Source organism: Halobacteriovorax sp. HFRX-2_2 (assembly GCF_043196705.1).
Classification (GTDB): domain Bacteria; phylum Bdellovibrionota; class Bacteriovoracia; order Bacteriovoracales; family Bacteriovoracaceae; genus Halobacteriovorax_A.
Window position 1 is genome coordinate 959,301 of the sequence record NZ_JBEBMT010000001.1, and the last position, 17,729, is coordinate 977,029.

At 37.5% G+C, this 17,729-nt stretch carries 15 protein-coding genes; 9 read left to right on the plus strand and 6 right to left on the minus strand.

The window, feature by feature from the left end:
• Positions 1–39: 39 nt before the first annotated feature.
• The gene (locus tag ABMA79_RS04615) at positions 40–744 is read right to left on the minus strand and encodes a Crp/Fnr family transcriptional regulator (RefSeq protein ID WP_392855873.1); all 705 of its coding nucleotides are present in this window, start codon (positions 742–744) and stop codon (positions 40–42) included.
• Positions 745–970: 226 nt separating this feature from the next.
• Here ABMA79_RS04615 and ABMA79_RS04620 point away from each other — a divergent pair, with 226 nt between their 5' ends.
• Both ABMA79_RS04620 and ABMA79_RS04625 read left to right on the plus strand, forming a co-directional pair.
• The gene (locus tag ABMA79_RS04620) at positions 971–2,689 is read left to right on the plus strand and encodes a DUF6178 family protein (protein ID WP_392855871.1); all 1,719 of its coding nucleotides are present in this window, start codon (positions 971–973) and stop codon (positions 2,687–2,689) included.
• A gap of 128 nt (positions 2,690–2,817) precedes the next feature.
• A complete protein-coding gene (locus ABMA79_RS04625; protein WP_392855869.1) occupies positions 2,818–3,315 on the plus strand; it encodes a hypothetical protein in 498 nt (165 codons plus the stop codon).
• A 28-nt stretch (positions 3,316–3,343) separates the two neighbouring features.
• Here ABMA79_RS04625 and ABMA79_RS04630 read toward each other — a convergent pair whose 3' ends face one another.
• Entirely contained in the window at positions 3,344–4,144 is an 801-nt protein-coding gene (locus ABMA79_RS04630) for a LysR family transcriptional regulator (protein ID WP_392855867.1), read from the minus strand.
• A gap of 3 nt (positions 4,145–4,147) precedes the next feature.
• The gene (locus tag ABMA79_RS04635; RefSeq protein WP_392855864.1) at positions 4,148–4,585 is read right to left on the minus strand and encodes a HesB/IscA family protein; all 438 of its coding nucleotides are present in this window, start codon (positions 4,583–4,585) and stop codon (positions 4,148–4,150) included.
• Between the two features lie 118 nt (positions 4,586–4,703).
• Here ABMA79_RS04635 and ABMA79_RS04640 point away from each other — a divergent pair, with 118 nt between their 5' ends.
• Positions 4,704–6,446, plus strand: coding sequence for a M61 family metallopeptidase (locus ABMA79_RS04640; RefSeq protein WP_393090659.1), 1,743 nt, complete (start codon positions 4,704–4,706; stop codon positions 6,444–6,446).
• A gap of 4 nt (positions 6,447–6,450) precedes the next feature.
• On the opposite strand, the gene ABMA79_RS04645 is transcribed toward ABMA79_RS04640, so the two are convergent.
• On the minus strand, positions 6,451–6,987 hold the full coding sequence (locus ABMA79_RS04645; RefSeq protein WP_393090662.1) for a 4'-phosphopantetheinyl transferase family protein: 537 nt from the start codon (positions 6,985–6,987) through the stop codon (positions 6,451–6,453).
• 87 nt (positions 6,988–7,074) lie between these two features.
• On the opposite strand from ABMA79_RS04645, the gene ABMA79_RS04650 reads away from it, so the two are divergent.
• Together ABMA79_RS04650 and ABMA79_RS04655 are read left to right on the plus strand one after the other, a co-directional pair.
• Positions 7,075–7,221 carry a hypothetical protein gene (locus ABMA79_RS04650; protein WP_392855858.1) on the plus strand — a complete coding sequence of 49 codons (147 nt, stop codon included), beginning with the start codon at positions 7,075–7,077 and terminating at the stop codon, positions 7,219–7,221.
• A gap of 79 nt (positions 7,222–7,300) precedes the next feature.
• Positions 7,301–9,475 carry a glutamine synthetase III gene (locus ABMA79_RS04655; protein ID WP_393090665.1) on the plus strand — a complete coding sequence of 725 codons (2,175 nt, stop codon included), beginning with the start codon at positions 7,301–7,303 and terminating at the stop codon, positions 9,473–9,475.
• A gap of 35 nt (positions 9,476–9,510) precedes the next feature.
• Here ABMA79_RS04655 and ABMA79_RS04660 read toward each other — a convergent pair whose 3' ends face one another.
• On the minus strand, positions 9,511–10,254 hold the full coding sequence (locus ABMA79_RS04660; protein ID WP_392855854.1) for a glutathione peroxidase: 744 nt from the start codon (positions 10,252–10,254) through the stop codon (positions 9,511–9,513).
• A gap of 323 nt (positions 10,255–10,577) precedes the next feature.
• On the opposite strand from ABMA79_RS04660, the gene ABMA79_RS04665 reads away from it, so the two are divergent.
• Positions 10,578–12,686 carry a hypothetical protein gene (locus tag ABMA79_RS04665; RefSeq protein ID WP_393090668.1) on the plus strand — a complete coding sequence of 703 codons (2,109 nt, stop codon included), beginning with the start codon at positions 10,578–10,580 and terminating at the stop codon, positions 12,684–12,686.
• A gap of 157 nt (positions 12,687–12,843) precedes the next feature.
• Positions 12,844–13,674, plus strand: a complete 831-nt coding sequence (locus tag ABMA79_RS04670; protein ID WP_393090671.1) for an SAM-dependent methyltransferase — start codon at positions 12,844–12,846, stop codon at positions 13,672–13,674.
• Positions 13,675–13,693: 19 nt separating this feature from the next.
• On the opposite strand, the gene ABMA79_RS04675 is transcribed toward ABMA79_RS04670, so the two are convergent.
• Positions 13,694–15,475: a S41 family peptidase gene (locus tag ABMA79_RS04675; protein ID WP_392855850.1), complete on the minus strand. Its 1,782-nt coding sequence runs from the start codon at positions 15,473–15,475 to the stop codon at positions 13,694–13,696.
• 336 nt (positions 15,476–15,811) lie between these two features.
• Here ABMA79_RS04675 and ABMA79_RS04680 point away from each other — a divergent pair, with 336 nt between their 5' ends.
• Both ABMA79_RS04680 and ABMA79_RS04685 read left to right on the plus strand, forming a co-directional pair.
• Entirely contained in the window at positions 15,812–16,483 is a 672-nt protein-coding gene (locus tag ABMA79_RS04680; protein WP_392855848.1) for a hypothetical protein, read from the plus strand.
• A gap of 23 nt (positions 16,484–16,506) precedes the next feature.
• Positions 16,507–17,592 carry a hypothetical protein gene (locus ABMA79_RS04685; RefSeq protein ID WP_393090673.1) on the plus strand — a complete coding sequence of 362 codons (1,086 nt, stop codon included), beginning with the start codon at positions 16,507–16,509 and terminating at the stop codon, positions 17,590–17,592.
• Positions 17,593–17,729 lie beyond the last annotated feature (137 nt).

Consider the following 17,729-nt stretch of genomic DNA (forward strand, 5'->3'; position numbering starts at 1 on the left):
TTAGTTATCTTTTTTTTATAAACTTAAAATAGTAAAACTTTAATAAACGCCTTCAGCTCTTTTCTCTAGTTCTACAGCGTCCTTGATGATGATTAACTTACCATTCTGATCAATTAGCCCATCCTTTCTGTATTCAGAAATAATGCGAATGAGTGTTTCATTGGCCGTACCGATCATCGTGGCCATTTCTTCTCTTGTTAGCTTAAGTTCGATTTGAACTTCGCCGTTGATAAGAGTGTTACCGTGAGTCTTGGCAAGGTCGAGGAGAAGTCTAGCAATTCTCTCGCGAACATTCTTTTGGTGAAAAGCACTTGAGCGCTCTTCAGCAATTCCCATGTCGCGACTTAATTTATTAATTAGTTCAAGAGCGATTGCCGGTTTATCATTAATTAATTTTAATAAGCTTGGTTTATCAATAAAGCATACAGAAACATTATCAATGGCCGTTGCCGTTCCATTGAAGTCTTGAGCAGTAAATAGTGATCTGTGACCGATAACATCTCCATGTTGAGCAATTCTTACAATTGTCTCTTTTCCATCAGAGCCTGTCTTTGTCAGCTTAATATTACCTGACTGAACACAGTAGATTCCCGCAGGGCGATTTCCCTGAGAAAATAGCTTTTCACCACGTTTAAATTTTAGAGAAGAAGCTGTAAGTGACACTTTAGCGGCTTCATCATTTGATAACCCACAGAAGATTCCTAACTCTCTTGATGGGCAATCTACACACTGTCTCTTTTCCATAATCTATACCTTTTCTTGGTTAAATCCATCTTATCACTTCATATATCTAAATTAAATAAGTTATAGGGGAAATAATATGACGAATATCATGTTTTCGTGTTAGAAGTGCTTTTTCTTCTTAATATTTTTAGTTATTTACTGTTGTGCAGTACAAACTTTAGATTTAGGTTAACAACTTATGTTAAATAGCTTAAATTAAAGGCTTATTTGATATAATGGCGGATATATGAGCGACAAAAAACACGAAGATAAATTACCAGCAACAGATGTAATCTCTTTAATTCTTAAGGAATCTAAGGCCTACACTTCGATGGAGCTAGTAAATAGCTATATCTCTAAGGGAGAGAGCCTTGAGAAACTTCCTGTTCAGCCTCTTTATGTATCCGTTAAGGCCCTGCCAATCGAAGTAAAGTCTCATGCTCTTAAATTACTTTCTAAAGAGCAAAGAGAAACCTTCTACGATATAGACCTTTGGTCAAAAGATGAACTCGATGTCAATGAATTCACATCTTGGGTGAGCACTGTTGCCAAGTGCCCAGATGAAGAAATTCGCTATGAATTCGTCAAGTCAGATCAGTTCATTCTTTTCCTTAAAGGACGCTTCAATGTTTGGACCTTTGATGTTGAAGATCCTCTATATCCTGATGATCACGACAATTACTTCTTAACAGAAGATAATCTTCTTCTTTTTGAATTTGATGAAGATTGCGATATTGTTGATGAGGTTCGCCAACTCATCAAGGACCTCTACACTGAAGTTGGTGTTGAAGCCGCTTACCAGCACCTCTTTAAAATGATCTCTGAAGATTATATGATCTATAACGAGAATCAGTACCAAGATAAGAAAGAAAGGCTTAGAGACTACGGTTTCGTTGATTATTTTGAGGCCCTGCAAGTGGTTAATCCATTTCCTTCAATTGGCCATATCGACCTCTTTATCAATAAGAAGCAGCCTCTAACTGGAAATATTACAACTAAGGGAAAGATGCAAACTCTGCATCAGAACTCGATTATTGCCTTTGAAAAGAATGCTGGAAGTATCCATGATGAGCTCAATAAAGTGGAAGATGAGAAGCGCTTTAGCTACTTACATTTCAACTTTATTCGTATGCTCAATGCAAGTATGGAATACTACGGTGTTTTAAAAGATGGCCCTGTTGCCATGACTCGTATTGGTAATCAAAACCGCGAGCTTATTCTTCTTGGAATGTCTTATATTAAAGATATTCGAAACTTTGGTGACGAAAGCATTTTCGAGTACTTTGACTTCACTGATATCTATAAGATCGGAAACTCACTAATTCGTATCTTACAAAAGGATGTAAAGAAGGCCTTAAGAAATCATCTTTTTGAGGACTCGGAAGAGAACTTCTTAGGTGCTTCATTCGATCTATTTCTAGATGACTTCTTTAGCGACCTTGTGAAGTATCGTGACAATGATAATAAAATTGTTGTGGTAAATAATGTTGAGGTTTGGAAGAAGTTACAAAGTAAGTGCAAGCTTCTTATAGAGCTAATGCCTTTCATTAAGACATTAAAAGAAACTTATCTGTCTCTTAAAGATGACGGCATGCTTTCTGATAATTTCTATCTAAATTACGATATTAACTCAATTGACTTTGAGGCCATTATTCTTTCAACTCTTATCAACTATAGCCTTGATAAATTTGACAAGGATGACTCACGCAAGATGGGTGTTTCAATTGAAGAGTTTAGAGAGTTCTCTAAGAAGTCTAATTTAAGCTCTGGTATTTTCAAGAATGATTATATTACGCAAAAGGTGGCCGGCTTTGCTCAAACTTTTGGTCTTGATCAGATTGAGAATATTAATGAGTATATCCTGAAAATATTACACGACCATTTATCGGGTTATGAATTCGCTGATCTTCGCGATGATGAATTCAAACACGTTGGTGGGCCTATTATTTTTAATACGTTAAGCTAGGCTAATTCTCGATATTAGCTTTGGCTAATGTTTGAAGTCGTGTGTTTCTTACATAGTTGTAAAATTTTCTCTCCCATTAGCATGTGATTAATGGCAATATGCCTTATCAAATTGAGAGGGAGATGAATATGAAATCATTGATGAAATTACTTCTTTTAACCGTTGTTACCACGACTTCACTTATGGCAGCACAGGTTAAACTTGTTCACATTACAAATGATGAAGATAAGAGCTTCTATCATCTAGGTGTAAATGTTGATGAGGAAATCGGAGAGGTTACATCAGTCTATAAGAAGGAGTTCTCTGATAAGGGGAAAATCATCGGAACTGACACTTATTCACTAGAGCAAGTGATGAAAGGTGTTGTCTTAGTTAGAAGAAGCGATCGTGATGTTGTTAGGATTACTGTTAGTAACCTAAATCCATCAGACGGTGGTGATATTGAAATTGATACTCTTTATAGTGGTGTTAATGATAGTCGAAAAAAGTATTCGGCATCAGTTGAAAGAGTTGGAGAAGACTGGCTTTTTAACTTTGAAAATAGAAAGACTAAGAATCTTCACTTCATCTCAAATAAAGTATTCCTAATTGGTGTTGTTGGAATCAAGGACATCAAAAGAAAATAAGAAAAAAGGCGAACATTGTTCGCCTTTTTTATTTCGTTTCTAAAATCTTAATAAATTCTTTTAAAAATGCAGGCCTATTCTTATAGCTTAAAGTGGTCATATAGATATTCATATTCTTAAGTCCACTAACAGGCTCTGTAACAAAATTATCGTGCTTAGAAAGCGTGTGATCAGGCACAACTGCAATTCCAACACCGTGCTTTACAAGGGCCTTGATACTCTCAAGTGAGTCCACAACAATCTTCTTAGGCGGTGCCTTTGTCGAGAGCTTATGAAGATGGTCTAGTTCACTAAAAACAATCCACGTATGTTCGTGAAGCTTTCTCTTGTTAATTGTTTCATTTGAAATAATGACGAACTTCTCTTCAAAAAGTTTTAAAGAAGAAGTGAGGTCTGATTGAAAATTATCAGTCGAAAAAATGATATCGTAAATACCATCTTCGATTCCACGTCTTAGGGCCGGACTGTCGGCCACGTGAATGAAGATATCTCTCTTATAATTCTTTGCATACTTTGCAAGAATGGGATTAAACCAATTAACTAGAAGCCCATCGAGAATCCCAATATGTACTGGGCGCTCCTGAGTGGTTTCAAAAATATTTCCTAGGCTATCTTCAAATTGGTCAATCGATTTAAGCAGCTGCTTGGCCTTCTTCGTAAGAATTACCTTCTTACTCGAACGAATGATAAGTTCCTCATTCATGGACTCTTCAAGGAGTTTAACTTGTCTTGAAACCGCTGATTGTGCAATCTTTAGTTCTGCGGCAGCTTTTGAAAAGCTTAAGTATTTTGCAGTAAGTGTAAACGCCCTGAGGTAACGATAGTCCATTTTTTATTGAACCTCGGCCTTTGGAGGAATCTTTGTTTTGTCTTTTCGCCAAAACTTTCCTTGGAATTCTTCTTGCTGTTTATTTGTCACAATAAAGCCTTCTTCATCATTGATATAATTAAATTGATAATCAATGAGAGTTTCACCTAGATAGAAAGCTGTAAATGGGTCGATAATAACTTCAATATCCATGCTTGGAACAGGGATTAGAAAGTCATCGTCATTTAAGTTGTGAAATCCAATTGAGTACTTGAATCCCTCACATCCTTTACCGCTAATAAGAATTCTTAAGTATTTCCCCTGTAGAGTGAAATCATTTTCAAGCATAAGATTAAGTTGATCTTGTGCTATCTGCGTGAAAGTCAGTTGCGGGAGAATAATTTGCGAGCGGTCGATGTTATAATGCCCAGACTGCTGTACGTTGTCAGATCGATTTTCCATTATGATTTTCCATTAAATTGTGTTGTTAGAGGGCTTTTAGCAAGTAAACGAATCCTTTTCAAGAGGTTTTTCTTGAAATAAATTGGTGGTATAACAAAGCTTATAAAAGGAGCGTTAAATGCTTAAATATATAATCGATATTCCAAACCCTCAGACTCACTTAGTTAATATTTCTTTAGACGCTATGCTTGATAAAAAGGCGAACGAGGTGCGTTTTTACATGCCATCTTGGTCTCCTGGCTCATATTTAATGAGAGAGTACGCTCGAAATATCAAAGAAATCAAAGTCGAGGACTCAAAGGGAAATCGTCTTTTTCATGAACAGGTTTCAAAGAATGAGTGGAGAGTTGATCTTGCTCACCCAAGTTTTCAATCTGCTTCATTTAGTGAAGATGGAAAAATTAGAATTGCCTATACGATCTATTGTCATGAGCTAACTGTTCGTACTTCCCATGTTGATAACACTCATGCTTTCTTACATGGGCCGAGTGTCTTTATCGGTATTGAAGGGGAGACTGGAAGCTCACAAGTTGAAATTAAAATTAATCCTCTGTGGTCAAAGGTGACGACGGCACTAAAAGATATCTCTGAAAAAAGAGACCACTTTATTTATGAAGCGGCCGACTTTGATGAACTACTGGATACGCCAATTGAAATTGGCTGCCATGAAACTTATGGTTTCATGCACCAAGATAAGGAGCACCATATTGCTTTTTATGGTGATTTTGCTCATGCACAAGCGTCACATAAAGTGATGGATAAACTTAATGACGATATCAAGACAATCGTTGAAGAGACGGCAAAGATCGTCGGTGACGAGCTTCCATATGATCATTACTATTTCATCACTCACTTAAGTCCAAGTGGCTTTGGTGGACTTGAGCACTTAGATTCAACAGTTCTGCAATTTTGTCCGTACCACTTGGCCAAAGAGAAAGGCTACAAAGAGTATATGGAGCTTGTTGCTCACGAGTACTTCCACCTTTGGAATGTTAAAAGAATCCGTCCTATTGAGCTAGGGCCATTTGATTATAAGAACGAAAATTATACTCGTATGCACTGGCTAACGGAAGGAATGACAAGCTTTGTTGACCAGTTAATTACTTATCGCAGTGGTTTTTATTCGCTTAAAGAATATCTTGAGTGCATGAAGAAGAATATCAATAACTACTTGGGAACTCCTGGCCGCGGTTACCATTCTCTTGAAGACTCATCATTCAATGCATGGATTAAACTTTACCGTGCAGGAGAAAATTTTAAGAACTCATCTGTGAGTTATTATCTAAAGGGTGGACTTGTTTTCTTTATTCTAAATACACTTATGAAGAATGAAGGCAAGGGGATCAACGATCTTGTTCGTGCACTTTGGGCCGACTACAAAGAAAGGCCGGCCGTTGGCTTAACTAAAGAAGGCTTCTTTGAAATTCTAGAAGGGCTTGTTTCTAAAAATGTAAGTGATGAGTTTAGACTCTTTGTTGAAGGTGTGGAAGAGATTGATTTTGAAGATTATCTAAAGCGTATGGGTGCAAGTGTTGAGTGGACAACGCCTAAATTAGATATTGGCGCAAATATCGCTGAAGAAGGTGGTAAGCTTATCATCAAGTCTATTCGCCAAGATAGCTGTGGGTATAAGGCCGGCCTTAATGCTGGAGATGAACTTATTGCCATTAATTCCCTTAGACTTGATAAGAAGGCCTATGACTCCATTGCAGAGATGTATAAGGAAAATGATCAGATTGATTTCTTAATCGCTCGCACAGGAAAGCTTATGACTTTGAGAGTGACACTTGGAAATGGCCTAAAAGAGATAAAAGAAATCAAGATTGAAGATGAAAAGAAATTAGAAAGTTTCTTAAAATAAAAAATTAATACTCTGTCAGGGCAAGCTTAAATGGCCTGCCCTGATATTCTTCTTCGATAATCTCATAAATAAGCTTACTGTCATTTGGCCCTTGTAAAATACCTTGTTCGATAATTTCAAAGTCAGTTAGGACGAGAATCTTTTCTTTTTCATCATCGTGAAATGGTGAGTAGGCCTTAAATGCCGCTTCTTTTATACACCAGATCTCAAGTGGAGTATGGTGCTTTAGTTCTCTTTCATGAGAGACAAAGTATTTGAATGTACCCTCTCGCATCTTACGATCAGACCACTCAATATCGATACCGACAGATTTTACTTCAGGGTTTGTGCATAGCGCACAGGCTGCAAGCTCTTTGGTGTGGCTAATTGAAACGAGCTTACTCTTATCACTTTCTAAATGTAAGTGGTTGATAATAGATAAATCTTTAAGGCCTGTTAGTGAAGATAAGCAGAAGCGACTTAGTCTGAAGTCGTTGCGCTTGTCGGCCATAAAGCCCTCTGGAAGCTCGCTTTGGCCTAGGTATAAAAATGTACTACGCATGAATTTTTTATTGCTCATCAGCATTTCTTTTGCCATTATGCTCTAATATTAAGTCAATTAAATTAGCCTAAACTTTTGGAGTTAGCAATGTTACCACCGGATGCATATGAAGCAATCGTAAAAATGATCTTTGTTTTAATGGCAGGATGTGTACTTTGTATGTCCAAAATTAAAGCAGCTGAAATCGATCATAATCAGGTATTTGAAACTCAAATCATCTCACTACAAAAATAAATTTTCATTGGACACAAATCCTCTTTAGTCCTTATAATATAGGTAGTTATCCATCTATACTGCCACGGAGAGGAAGTAAATGAGTGTCCCAAATAATCTAATTGAAGGTTTAAATTTTCTACGTCCCAGAGATAAATCAGGTAAGCATCAAAAAGTAACAGATTACTACGGTGAGAATACGTTTGATATTCAAACGGCCGAGGAAATACCTGATTCAATTAAGGAAGAAATTAACGAGGCAATTCACTCAAACTCTCATATCTCTAAGGCCCAGGCAGAGATCGTTGCTAAGGCCGTAACAAAGTGGGCCCTAGATAAAGGTGCAACTCACTTTTGTCACTGGTTTCAACCACTAACTGGCTCGACTGCTGAAAAGCACGATGCTTTCTTAGACTTCGATTACTCAACAGGAAGACCTATTGAGAAATTATCTGCAAGTCAGTTAATTCAAGGTGAGCCCGATGCTTCATCTTTTCCAAATGGTGGATCACGCTCGACGTTTGAGGCCCGCGGTTATACTGCATGGGACTTAACTTCACCAATGTTCTTAATTGGAACGGGAGAGTCAAAAACTCTTTGTATTCCAACGGCCTTTGTTTCATACCATGGTGAGGCCCTCGATATTAAAACTCCACTTCTTCGTTCAGTTTCTACTCTTGGAGAAAGTGCAAAGAAGTTCTTTCATTTAACGGGGGAGACGAATGTTGATCGCGTGATTGTAACGTGTGGAGCTGAACAAGAATATTTTCTCGTTGATAAGAGTTATTATAATTTAAGAGAAGATTTGGTTATGACTGGACGTACGCTTTTTGGTGCGCCTTCAACTAAGAACCAACAATTAGATGACCACTACTTTGGTGCAATCAATGAGCGCGTTTTAGCATTTATGGAAGAGCTTGATTATGAGCTTCATAAATTAGGGATTCCTGCTAAAACTCGTCACAATGAAGTTGCTCCTGGACAATTTGAGCTTGCGCAAATCTTTAGAGATGCAAATGTTTCGGCCGATAATAACCACATGGTTATGGCCACGATTGAAAACGTTGCTATTCGTCACGGTTTTGTTGCTCTCTTGCATGAGAAACCATTTGCTGGGATTAATGGTTCAGGTAAACACCTAAACTGGTCTCTTGCAAGTGATAGTGGAATCAACCTTCTTGATCCAGGAAGTGAGCCACATCAAAACTATCGTTTCTTGGCCTTCACCTCTGTTGTTATCGCAGCAGTACATCGCCATGCTAAACTTTTAAGGGCCTCAATTGCTTCTCATAGTAATGACCATCGTCTTGGCGCAAATGAAGCACCACCTTCGATCATTTCAGTTTTTACAGGTTCAACAATTGAAAGAATCTTTAAGGCCATCAAAGAAGGTGAAGAATTTTCTCCAGAGTCACAAACTATTCTCGATCTTGGAGCAGGAGCTCTTGCTAAGCTTCCAAAAGATAATACAGATAGAAATAGAACCTCTCCATTTGCCTTTACTGGAAATAAATTTGAATTCCGTGCATGTGGTTCAGATCAATCCATTGGTTTCCCATTAACGATTCTTAATGGTGCAGTAGCGGCCGTTTTAGAAGAGGCCAACAATCTACTTGAAGCTAAAATTCGTGATGGTGTCTCAGTTGATCAGGCCCTACTTGATATTTGCCATACTTTCATTAATGAATCTTGGGATGTTATCTTCAACGGTGATGGTTATTCACAAGCTTGGCTTGAAGAAGCACAAAAGAGAGGACTTCCAAATCTTAAGACAACAGCTGATAGCTTAAATGTTCTTGTGGATAGGGAAGAGACAGCATTTTTAACGAAGCATGGAATTTACCGTGAATCAGAGCTGGATACTCGCTACAATGTTCTTCTTGAAACTTATATTACAAAGCGCACGATTGAATTTAGTACGCTATCTAATATGGTGAACCAATTAGTTATTCCGGCCGCACTAAATTATAAGGCGAAATTAACTTCATCTATTGCAGCATCTAAGGCCATTAAAATTGAGGCAACAGTAGAGACTGAAATTTTAAAAGATCTTCAATTCTCTCTAGAAGCAGTTTTCGAGCAAAATAGAAATTTAAAAAATGCTCTTGCTGGACTAAGTGAAGTCCATGATGAAGAGAAGGTTGCTCACTCTTTTGCATACGATTTAATGCCAATTAGTGAAATGATTGCTGACCACTGTGGACGTCTTGAAAGTATTATTCCTGATGACCTGTGGCCTGTACCAACTTATTTTGAAATGTTATTTTTAATTTAAATAAATAAGAAGGCCGTCATGATGACGGCCTTTTTTTATAATTTACCCTGTTCGTTTAATTCTTCTAATTTATCTCGTCCACCAATTCTTTCACCATTGATAAAGATTTGTGGAACCTTTGTTTGCCCAGTAATGGCAAATAGAGATTGATTAGATGTATGTTGGCCTAGAATAATTTCATTATACTTATGGCCTTTCTCTGTTAGAAGCTCCTTTGCTCGGTGACAGTGAGGACAACCTGGGCGTGTGATAATTGCAATGGCCTCCGGTTTTTTTGCTTCTGGGTTTAGGTAATTAAGCATTGTATCCGCATCTGAAACTTCAAATGGGTCACCTGGTTTATCTGGCTCAATAAATGACTTTTCAACAACTCCATCATTAACGACCATCGAATAGCGCCAAGTTCTTGCACCAAATCCAATATCTGATTTATCAACTAATAGGCCAATTCCTTTTGAGAAGTCACCATTTCCGTCTGGAAGAACACCAACTTCTTCAGCGTGTTGATCTTGGATCCAAGCGTCCATAACAAATGCATCGTTTACCGATAGGACATAGATTGCATCAACACCTTCTTTCTTAATCGCGCCAGCAAGTTCATTGTAGCGTGGAAGGTGAGTCGATGAACATGTTGGTGTATAGGCACCAGGTAGTGAGAAGACTACAACACGTTTACCTTTAAATACTTCATCATATGTTAGATCTACTAATCCTCCATCTTTAAAAACTTTAAATGATGTCTTAGGGACTTGCTTTCCATCAATACTTTCAAATGCCATTATAATTCTCCTTGATTTTGTTTAGTTAGCTTAAGTTGACCATTTTAATTAGTCACCTCATTTGTCTTGTATTTATTATCGTCGGCCGGGCCTAATAAATCCATTAAATTAAGATTAACTTAAGATAAGTAAAATCTATCAAAAATTCTGGGTAACTATCCAAAACTTGATAAATGACAATAAATAATAAGAAATTCTTGCATCGTGTCGAATAATGAACGTAGAATCCCTTTTAGGCTAAAAGAATCTGTATTGCACGTTCGTTCCCGTTTCTTTTCCGCTAGTGAGCCTTGGGTATTGGGTGATCACTAAAGGGGGACGTGGTGAACTTAATAAGTAATACAGAGGAAAGAGTGAAGAAAACACTTATTCTCTTAATTTTTACATTTCTATTTCAAGCAAGAGCAACGAATGTCTTCGCTCAAGAGGATGTCGTTGAACCTGTTACATTTTCTAATTTCACAGTAGACAACCATAGGTTAGAATCTGAGTTTTCAGATACTGACCTTGCCGATATTTCTCCGATCTATCGTCAAATCTATGATAATTACCAGGCCAATTATCAGGCAATCGGTGATCGTCTAAGTCATGATGCCAATGGTTTCTTTGGTGGTGTTAACCTTGTTGGTTGGCGACACGCTGGTGACTTTCATGGGTTTAAGGTTCTCTTTAACCGTAGTGCGGCCCCATCTTTATTTGATGAAGATCGCTATCTTGTAAATGATGAAATGGTTATTGAGATCTCTGCTCGAAATTTCCTCGGTGCACTTCAAGCGAAGGGTGTCATTAATATTTCTCCATCAGTGCTTAAGTCCTATAGTAATCTTTCACTAAAGAGAACAATGAGGTTTAACCACTTTGCTGATAATGTGGAGGATGCACTTCAGACAAAATTTGATCGTCTCTTCTTTATGTACAAATATCTTAGGCCAGAAAATTTCTCTAAGCTTGGAGATTATGATTTTATCAAGAAAGAAGATGCTCTAACATTTGCTGCTGGTGCTGCTGCGACAGCTTCATATAGTGGAATTGGTGTTGCTGCTGGTGCACTGGCCAAGTATGAAAGAAAATCAACTGTGGAAATCCAACGTCTAGGGCCAGCTGATAATGCTAAGGCCAATGAGATTATTCGCTTAAGTGCAGAGGATTCAAAATTAATTTCTGCCGGTGCGAATGTGACATTAATGGCTGACTTCCTAAATCTTATCAGATTAACTTTATTTCGTTATGACTTTAATTATAGCTTTGAGAAGTCATATAAGGCCTATATGTCTTTATATGTGGATGACCTTAGAAATAGTGATAAGTTAAATGAGCTTAAAGGTGTTGTGCGTTTTGGGAAGTTTAATTACTCAACACTTGCAGACAATATTACTTCTTATGAGAATCGTAAGAAGGAGCTTAAAGAGTCAAAGTATCTAGCTTTCATTATTGGGGGTGTAAAGAACTCACAAACTGAATCAACAGAAGTTGTTAAGGATGGGCGAGTTTATAAATTCTTCTCTCATCGTTATGAAAGATTATCGTATACACAAAATATCTTTTCAAAACTTCTTGGGGCCGTTTTAGGTAAGCTTATTGGTTATGACCAATTGGTTTCTAATGATCGCGTTGAATCAAAGAAAGTTAATATCAACTATCAGTCTGAAGAAGAGCTTATTCATGCTAGACGTGACTTTGATATTTTTAGCACTAATGTCTTCACTATGACTTTTGATCAGCAAAGCAAAGTTAATAAAGACTATAGCTGGGCGGTATCAAAGACCGAAGATAAGATGAAGGATCTTGTCAGAGCACGTACAAATAGTTATGGAAATTTTGCAACGATGTTTGATCATTATCAAGTTCGTGCTCCAGCTGAGTTTACTTCGACGATCACTATGGACAATGCAAATATTGCCAACTTCTTAAATCGTAACTCTGATGAGATCTACGGGGTATTTAAAGAGGCCTGTGGTGGTAAGTCTAAAAACTTCTTTGTCAGACTTCGATCTCTCTTTAGTAGTTGTCGTCACAAGCTTTATAAGTCTTATGCAAATTTCTTAAAAGAATGGTCAACAGGCAATTATACTTCTGAGATTAAAAAGAAGTGTGAGAAGAAATATCGTTGGAAGTATATCTTTAGGCCATCAAAGAGAAGGTCAATGATTGCTGCATGTATGGAAATTGGCTCAAAACAACTATTTGCAAAGTATAAGCATGAGCTACCTCTATGGCGCTTTAAAGATATTGCTTATAACGTGAACAACCAGATTAAAAATGATTACCTACTGACACGTCTTTTTGGATCTCATCCAAATAAGGGAAGTGTTAGTGCAAATCTTAATGGGGATATTCCTTACCAAAATTTTTACTCTGAAGGGGCCAATAAGGAAAATATCTTTACGCAGTTTCAAATTAAAGAAAATCTTAGATCACCGGCATCACTATAGTTATACAGATATCGAGACGCCCTTTTGAAAGGGCGTCTTATATTTTTGGCAGATTTCTGGATTATTTTCAAAGTATAAATTAGCTCTATTTATTAGAATTTTATTAAGAATTTGGTTGTTGTATCCCATCACAACTATTCATGTTAATATTTCTTCCATGAACGCATTTTATCTATTCTTCTACCATCCAAAGCTTAAGGACCTTCTCTTAGAGGAAATTAAGCTAAAGCATCCAGAGCTTCATTTAAGCTTTTCTAATAAAGAATTTGTAAGCATGAAAGGCCCTAAAGATTATGAAGCACAGCTTGTCAGTCGACCTGTTGTTTTTGCTCGCAGGCAGGCCACATTCATTGATAAATACATTCAAGCACCCATTGAAGGTGAGTATGCTGCTGTTGGAGAAAACCAATTCTGGCATTTTGAAACGATTAAGACACCAATAGATACATTCTCATTAGAGGAGAGTGATATCTGTGAAGAGGAAGTTCCAGCGAGGGCCTATCATAAGGCCTGTCAGGCCTTTAGACTGTTTGATGAGGTGATAACTGCCAATGATCAAGTTGTTGAAATAGGAAGTGCTCCAGGTGGGATTTCATACTACGTTCTTGAAAAAGGTGCAAAACTTGTTTCTGTTGATCCCGCTCTGATGTCACCACTTATCGAATCAAAATTTGGAGAGCAATTTTCACATATCAAAAAGAGTGTCTTTGATGTCACGAGGGCCCAATTACCAAAGCACTGTGATTGGCTCATTTCAGACTTAAACCTAAATGGTGACCTCAACACAAATCAATCTCGTCGTATTATGGATTTTTATGAGAATATTAAGGGTGCTTTCTTAACGATTAAGACACCTGTTATCAATGATCTTAAAAAAGTTGATGAATGGATCAAGGTATTTACTGATGATAAGAAGTATGAAGTATCTGTTTGTCATCTTCCTTCACACCGTAGAGAAATTGGAATGTTTATAAGGCCACGTAAGTAACGTGGCCTTGGTATTTTATTTATTCAGCGTTTAAAACTTCAATTGCTTTTTCAATCCAACCTGACATGTAGTTAGTTAAGTCTTTCTTAGTCTCAACATAATTTACATCTGCTTGAACTGGAACGTTTTCAGAATTTAACTCATAGGCAGAGTCAATTCCTAAAAGGTCACCAAATTGATGTCCCTCAACACCATAACCAAATAGCATATTTGGAATCTGTGTCGAGAATACGTTGTAGCGGTCCTTAAATTGCGTGTTATACACGTCATTTGAGCGGTAGCCTGCACCTGTCCCATTTGCATGTGTTCCGATTAATTTCGCTCTTTTTGAGCCTTGTAATAGGATACTCGTAATATCACATGCTGAAATACAATTTGGTGAGACTAGGGCAACGATCTTTCCATCAAATCCACCAACTTGTGGGTCTGCCGTAATATCATAGTTTTGAGTTGCACGTGAAAGTGTTCTACCTTCGGCCGCTGCTTCAAAGAATGCATCTGATTGCATTGTCCAGTCACTTCCACCAATGTCTTTAAAGATTTCTTCAACACCATAGTACTCGATAAGTTGTCTCATATAACGAGTTACTGCCGAGGCCCAAGTTGCATTAGGGTATGATTGACCTTGCTCTGTTAGCATTGCCAGAAGTTGAGCAGGGTAACCACCGTTTCCACCACCATTATTTCTAATATCTAAAATTAGATTTAGGTTCTGTGCTTTAAAGAATTTAATATTCTTTCTTAACGCTTCGATGAAAGAAAGCTGCTCACCTTTATAGTATACTGTTGATACTGAAAAAGAGTTAACTTGCATATAAGCATAAGCTTTTGCATCTTTTAAGATTAGAGCAGAGCGAACGATTGGGCTTCCCCCACCATTTGCCGATGTCCAGTTCTCTAGCTCAATTGCACCAGTTGGTAGGCCTTCTGGTAGAGTTTCTACTTTAAGGCTTGTATCCTTTACGAACGTTCTCTTTTGGTTATCCCATTTAAAGCGAAGCTCTTTAAGTTTTAAGAAGCCTTTTTGTTCAAGGTAGAATGAAATATCTTTCTTTCTAACGATGCTAGTATTTCCTGAGTAATAAAGAGGTAGGCGTGTTTTATAAACAGTCTGTGTCTTTTCACTTTTAAACTCAATATCAAAGTATGGTTTTGTAGGGAATAAGAAGTAGCGCTCAATTAGCATGGCCGCTGCACGTGATCTTGCAAACGCTGGGCTTGAAGCATCGATATATGGCATTAGGGCCTCGATAGCGTCACTAACTTTCACACCATCAACACTAATTAGCTCATCACCTAATTCAATCATTTTAAGATTGTAATTTTGTGTTTCAATAACTGACTTCTCAATTACTTTGGCATATTTTGAAGCGATAATAACTTTTCCGCTGTCTGCAACTAACTTCGTATTGAAACCTGAAACAATCCAAGGTGCTGCAATATGAGTGTTAAGTCCAAAGTGTGTATCTTGAAAGCTCGCAATTAGTTTTCTTGCACGATCGTAGAATTCCATATTGCTTCTAGCTTGAGAAATGGCGTCGTCGACATCTGCAATTGATTGCTCTGCTTCAATTGCTTCTTTAAAGATCATATCTCCGTCAACACCGATACGCTTCTTCTTCACTTCCCATAGGGCGTATTCAGCTTTTGTTTGCTTGTATAGGTCAGTAATAATCTCAACTCGATCGATTTGATCGATATACCAGAAATTCTTGCCAGAAAATGCTGATTTGTTGATTTGCATTCCATAGCTTGAAACGGCCATGAAACTTAATAGTAGTAGGGACATTATTGTCTTCATTGGGCTCCTTTTGTGAATGGAGAAAAATAGCAATGAGGCCTGCGCAAGTCATGGTACTTGGCATTAATTATTGAAATTATTCATCGATGGACATATTCGCAAGGTGGCACAATGGCACTAATAATTGTTGTAAATATTATTCTTTTGACGGAATTTCCCAAAAATGTTGTTAGAAATTGAATAAGATTCTATTAGGCCCTTTCTAAGGGTGCAATTTTATAGGTATTATTAGTGCGCAGGATGAAATTGGGGAAATTTTAATAATCGTTTGAGATTTTACTGATGCTTAAGCTTATTTCTAAGATGTCCCCAGCAAAACTCTAACAGGAGAGAGTAATGATTAGACAATTAGCTGTATTGCCAGGTGTTATTGTTGGGACGGGGCGTCGTGTTAAGCGTATTTACCGCTCGGAGCTTAGATGCATTAACGAACTTGACGAATTACAAGAGTTTCAACAACTCGCGTACCAAAGGATTGGTGTTAAGTTTCCTTTAGACTTTCTTGCTAGAAATAAGACATTTGCTCTGTTTAATAAACACGGGCTAATGTGTGGTGGTTTTACTTTCGCACTAGGGAGTGACTCTCGTGTTGTTAAAAGTTTACCTGATGAAGCCTTAGCAAAATTACAAAAAGACGTTCCTGATTTTGAAAATGATTTATTTGAAGCAACAGCGCTTTGGATGTCACGTTACCAACGTTGTCGACTTCTAGGAGTTTACTTCTGGCTAATGATGTATATTGAAGCATCACGTATGGGACGTAACTTTTATATTTATGCATACTCAAGTGCCAAGCCAAAACTTGGTGAGATCTATAATACAATACGCCCGTTTAGACTTTATAAAGGCTACACTAAAATGCTACCTGGTATGAGTGAGCCTGATGATGAAGTGATTGAGTATGGAACAATGATGAATGTACACCTTTCTTTTGGTCGCATTGTTATGTTCCTTTTAAAGAGACTACTAAAAGCTCGCTCAATCAAGAAAGTTAAATCTTATAGCTAGTCTCGCTAGCAAGGAGCGTTTGTATGATGACCTTGGAAGAGGTCGTTGCCCCTTACTCACACATAAGGCTGGCGACTAGAGAAGATAACGAAGGGATCTTAAATTTTTACAAAGATATTCATATGGAAACTGGAGATGAGGCATTGTCATTTGATCGTGGCAATGACTTCTTCAAGTTTTATGAGAGAAAGGGCAATCACTTTTGGACTTTCTTATTTCTAAATGAAGACTTAAGTATCTGTGGTGTTGGAACAATTGTAAGACACCTGCGCTACATTGACGGTGATTATCGTCCAGTGGCCTACTTTTGTGACCTTCGAGTCTCACCTCAAGGTGGACGTCGAGCAAAGGTTCAATGGAGAAAGTGCTTTGCCGATGTTATCTCGGCCCTGCCTAAGCTTTCAGATGATCTTCGCTGTGAGATGGCCTATACTGCCATTCTCTCAGACAATGAAAAGGCCATTGCTTCTTTAACAAAAGGTGGCCGTGGTTATAACTATCGTTATATCAATAATTATCATGTCTATTCCGTTGTGATTCCTGCTGTTTTTAATCCAACGTTTTATGATGTTAGAGAAATTCCTTTTTCTGATTTTAAAAAGTTTTATATCCAAGAGGCCCATGACCTCGATTTGATGGAAGAAATAGATGATACTGAAGGCAATGCTTACTATGGTGTTTTTGACGGTGGTAAACTCTTATCAATTTTTATGATTTCAAATCGTGACCTAGGTCGCTCATATAAATTATATAACTTAAAATTTGCAAAGAAGTTTTTAACTAATATTGTTGAAATGATGGGAAGACCAAAGGTCGATAACGGAATTCTAAAAACATTAGAGATCCAATATCTTTGTTTTCAGTCACAAATGAGTAATGACACAAAAAAGGATATTATTTCAGCAGTTATAAAATATCTAAAGGACTCTAAAATATTAAATCAATATCATATTTGTAATCTCTATACGGGGCAGGATGCAATTCAGTTCTCTCCATTAATTGATGGGGTCGTCGTGGAGAATACAGGACATATGTTTGAAATTCACAGTGATGAGAACCAAGGACTGTGGCCTAAGAGATCATTTCGTTTTGAAGGAAGTCTTCTGTGATCTGGCCCTTTAATATCATATCAAAGCGTTACTTCAGTCGTGACTGGGTCGGTGTTTGGTATGAGTTATTAAAGGAAAGGGGAGAAAACGATCAATGTGTTATTGGCCGGGCAAAGTGGCATGAGGGAAGTCTCTTG

Coding starts and splice junctions, on each gene's coding strand:
- ABMA79_RS04645 (WP_393090662.1), bottom strand. CDS start 6,987: ATGCGTAGTACATTTTTATACCTAGGCCAAAGCGAGCTTCCAGAGGGC.
- ABMA79_RS04670 (WP_393090671.1), top strand. CDS start 12,844: ATGAACGCATTTTATCTATTCTTCTACCATCCAAAGCTTAAGGACCTT.
- ABMA79_RS04650 (WP_392855858.1), top strand. CDS start 7,075: ATGTTACCACCGGATGCATATGAAGCAATCGTAAAAATGATCTTTGTT.
- ABMA79_RS04685 (WP_393090673.1), top strand. CDS start 16,507: ATGATGACCTTGGAAGAGGTCGTTGCCCCTTACTCACACATAAGGCTG.
- ABMA79_RS04675 (WP_392855850.1), bottom strand. CDS start 15,475: ATGAAGACAATAATGTCCCTACTACTATTAAGTTTCATGGCCGTTTCA.
- ABMA79_RS04635 (WP_392855864.1), bottom strand. CDS start 4,585: ATGGAAAATCGATCTGACAACGTACAGCAGTCTGGGCATTATAACATC.
- ABMA79_RS04630 (WP_392855867.1), bottom strand. CDS start 4,144: ATGGACTATCGTTACCTCAGGGCGTTTACACTTACTGCAAAATACTTA.
- ABMA79_RS04660 (WP_392855854.1), bottom strand. CDS start 10,254: ATGGCATTTGAAAGTATTGATGGAAAGCAAGTCCCTAAGACATCATTT.
- ABMA79_RS04655 (WP_393090665.1), top strand. CDS start 7,301: ATGAGTGTCCCAAATAATCTAATTGAAGGTTTAAATTTTCTACGTCCC.
- ABMA79_RS04625 (WP_392855869.1), top strand. CDS start 2,818: ATGAAATCATTGATGAAATTACTTCTTTTAACCGTTGTTACCACGACT.
- ABMA79_RS04640 (WP_393090659.1), top strand. CDS start 4,704: ATGCTTAAATATATAATCGATATTCCAAACCCTCAGACTCACTTAGTT.
- ABMA79_RS04615 (WP_392855873.1), bottom strand. CDS start 744: ATGGAAAAGAGACAGTGTGTAGATTGCCCATCAAGAGAGTTAGGAATC.
- ABMA79_RS04680 (WP_392855848.1), top strand. CDS start 15,812: ATGATTAGACAATTAGCTGTATTGCCAGGTGTTATTGTTGGGACGGGG.
- ABMA79_RS04620 (WP_392855871.1), top strand. CDS start 971: ATGAGCGACAAAAAACACGAAGATAAATTACCAGCAACAGATGTAATC.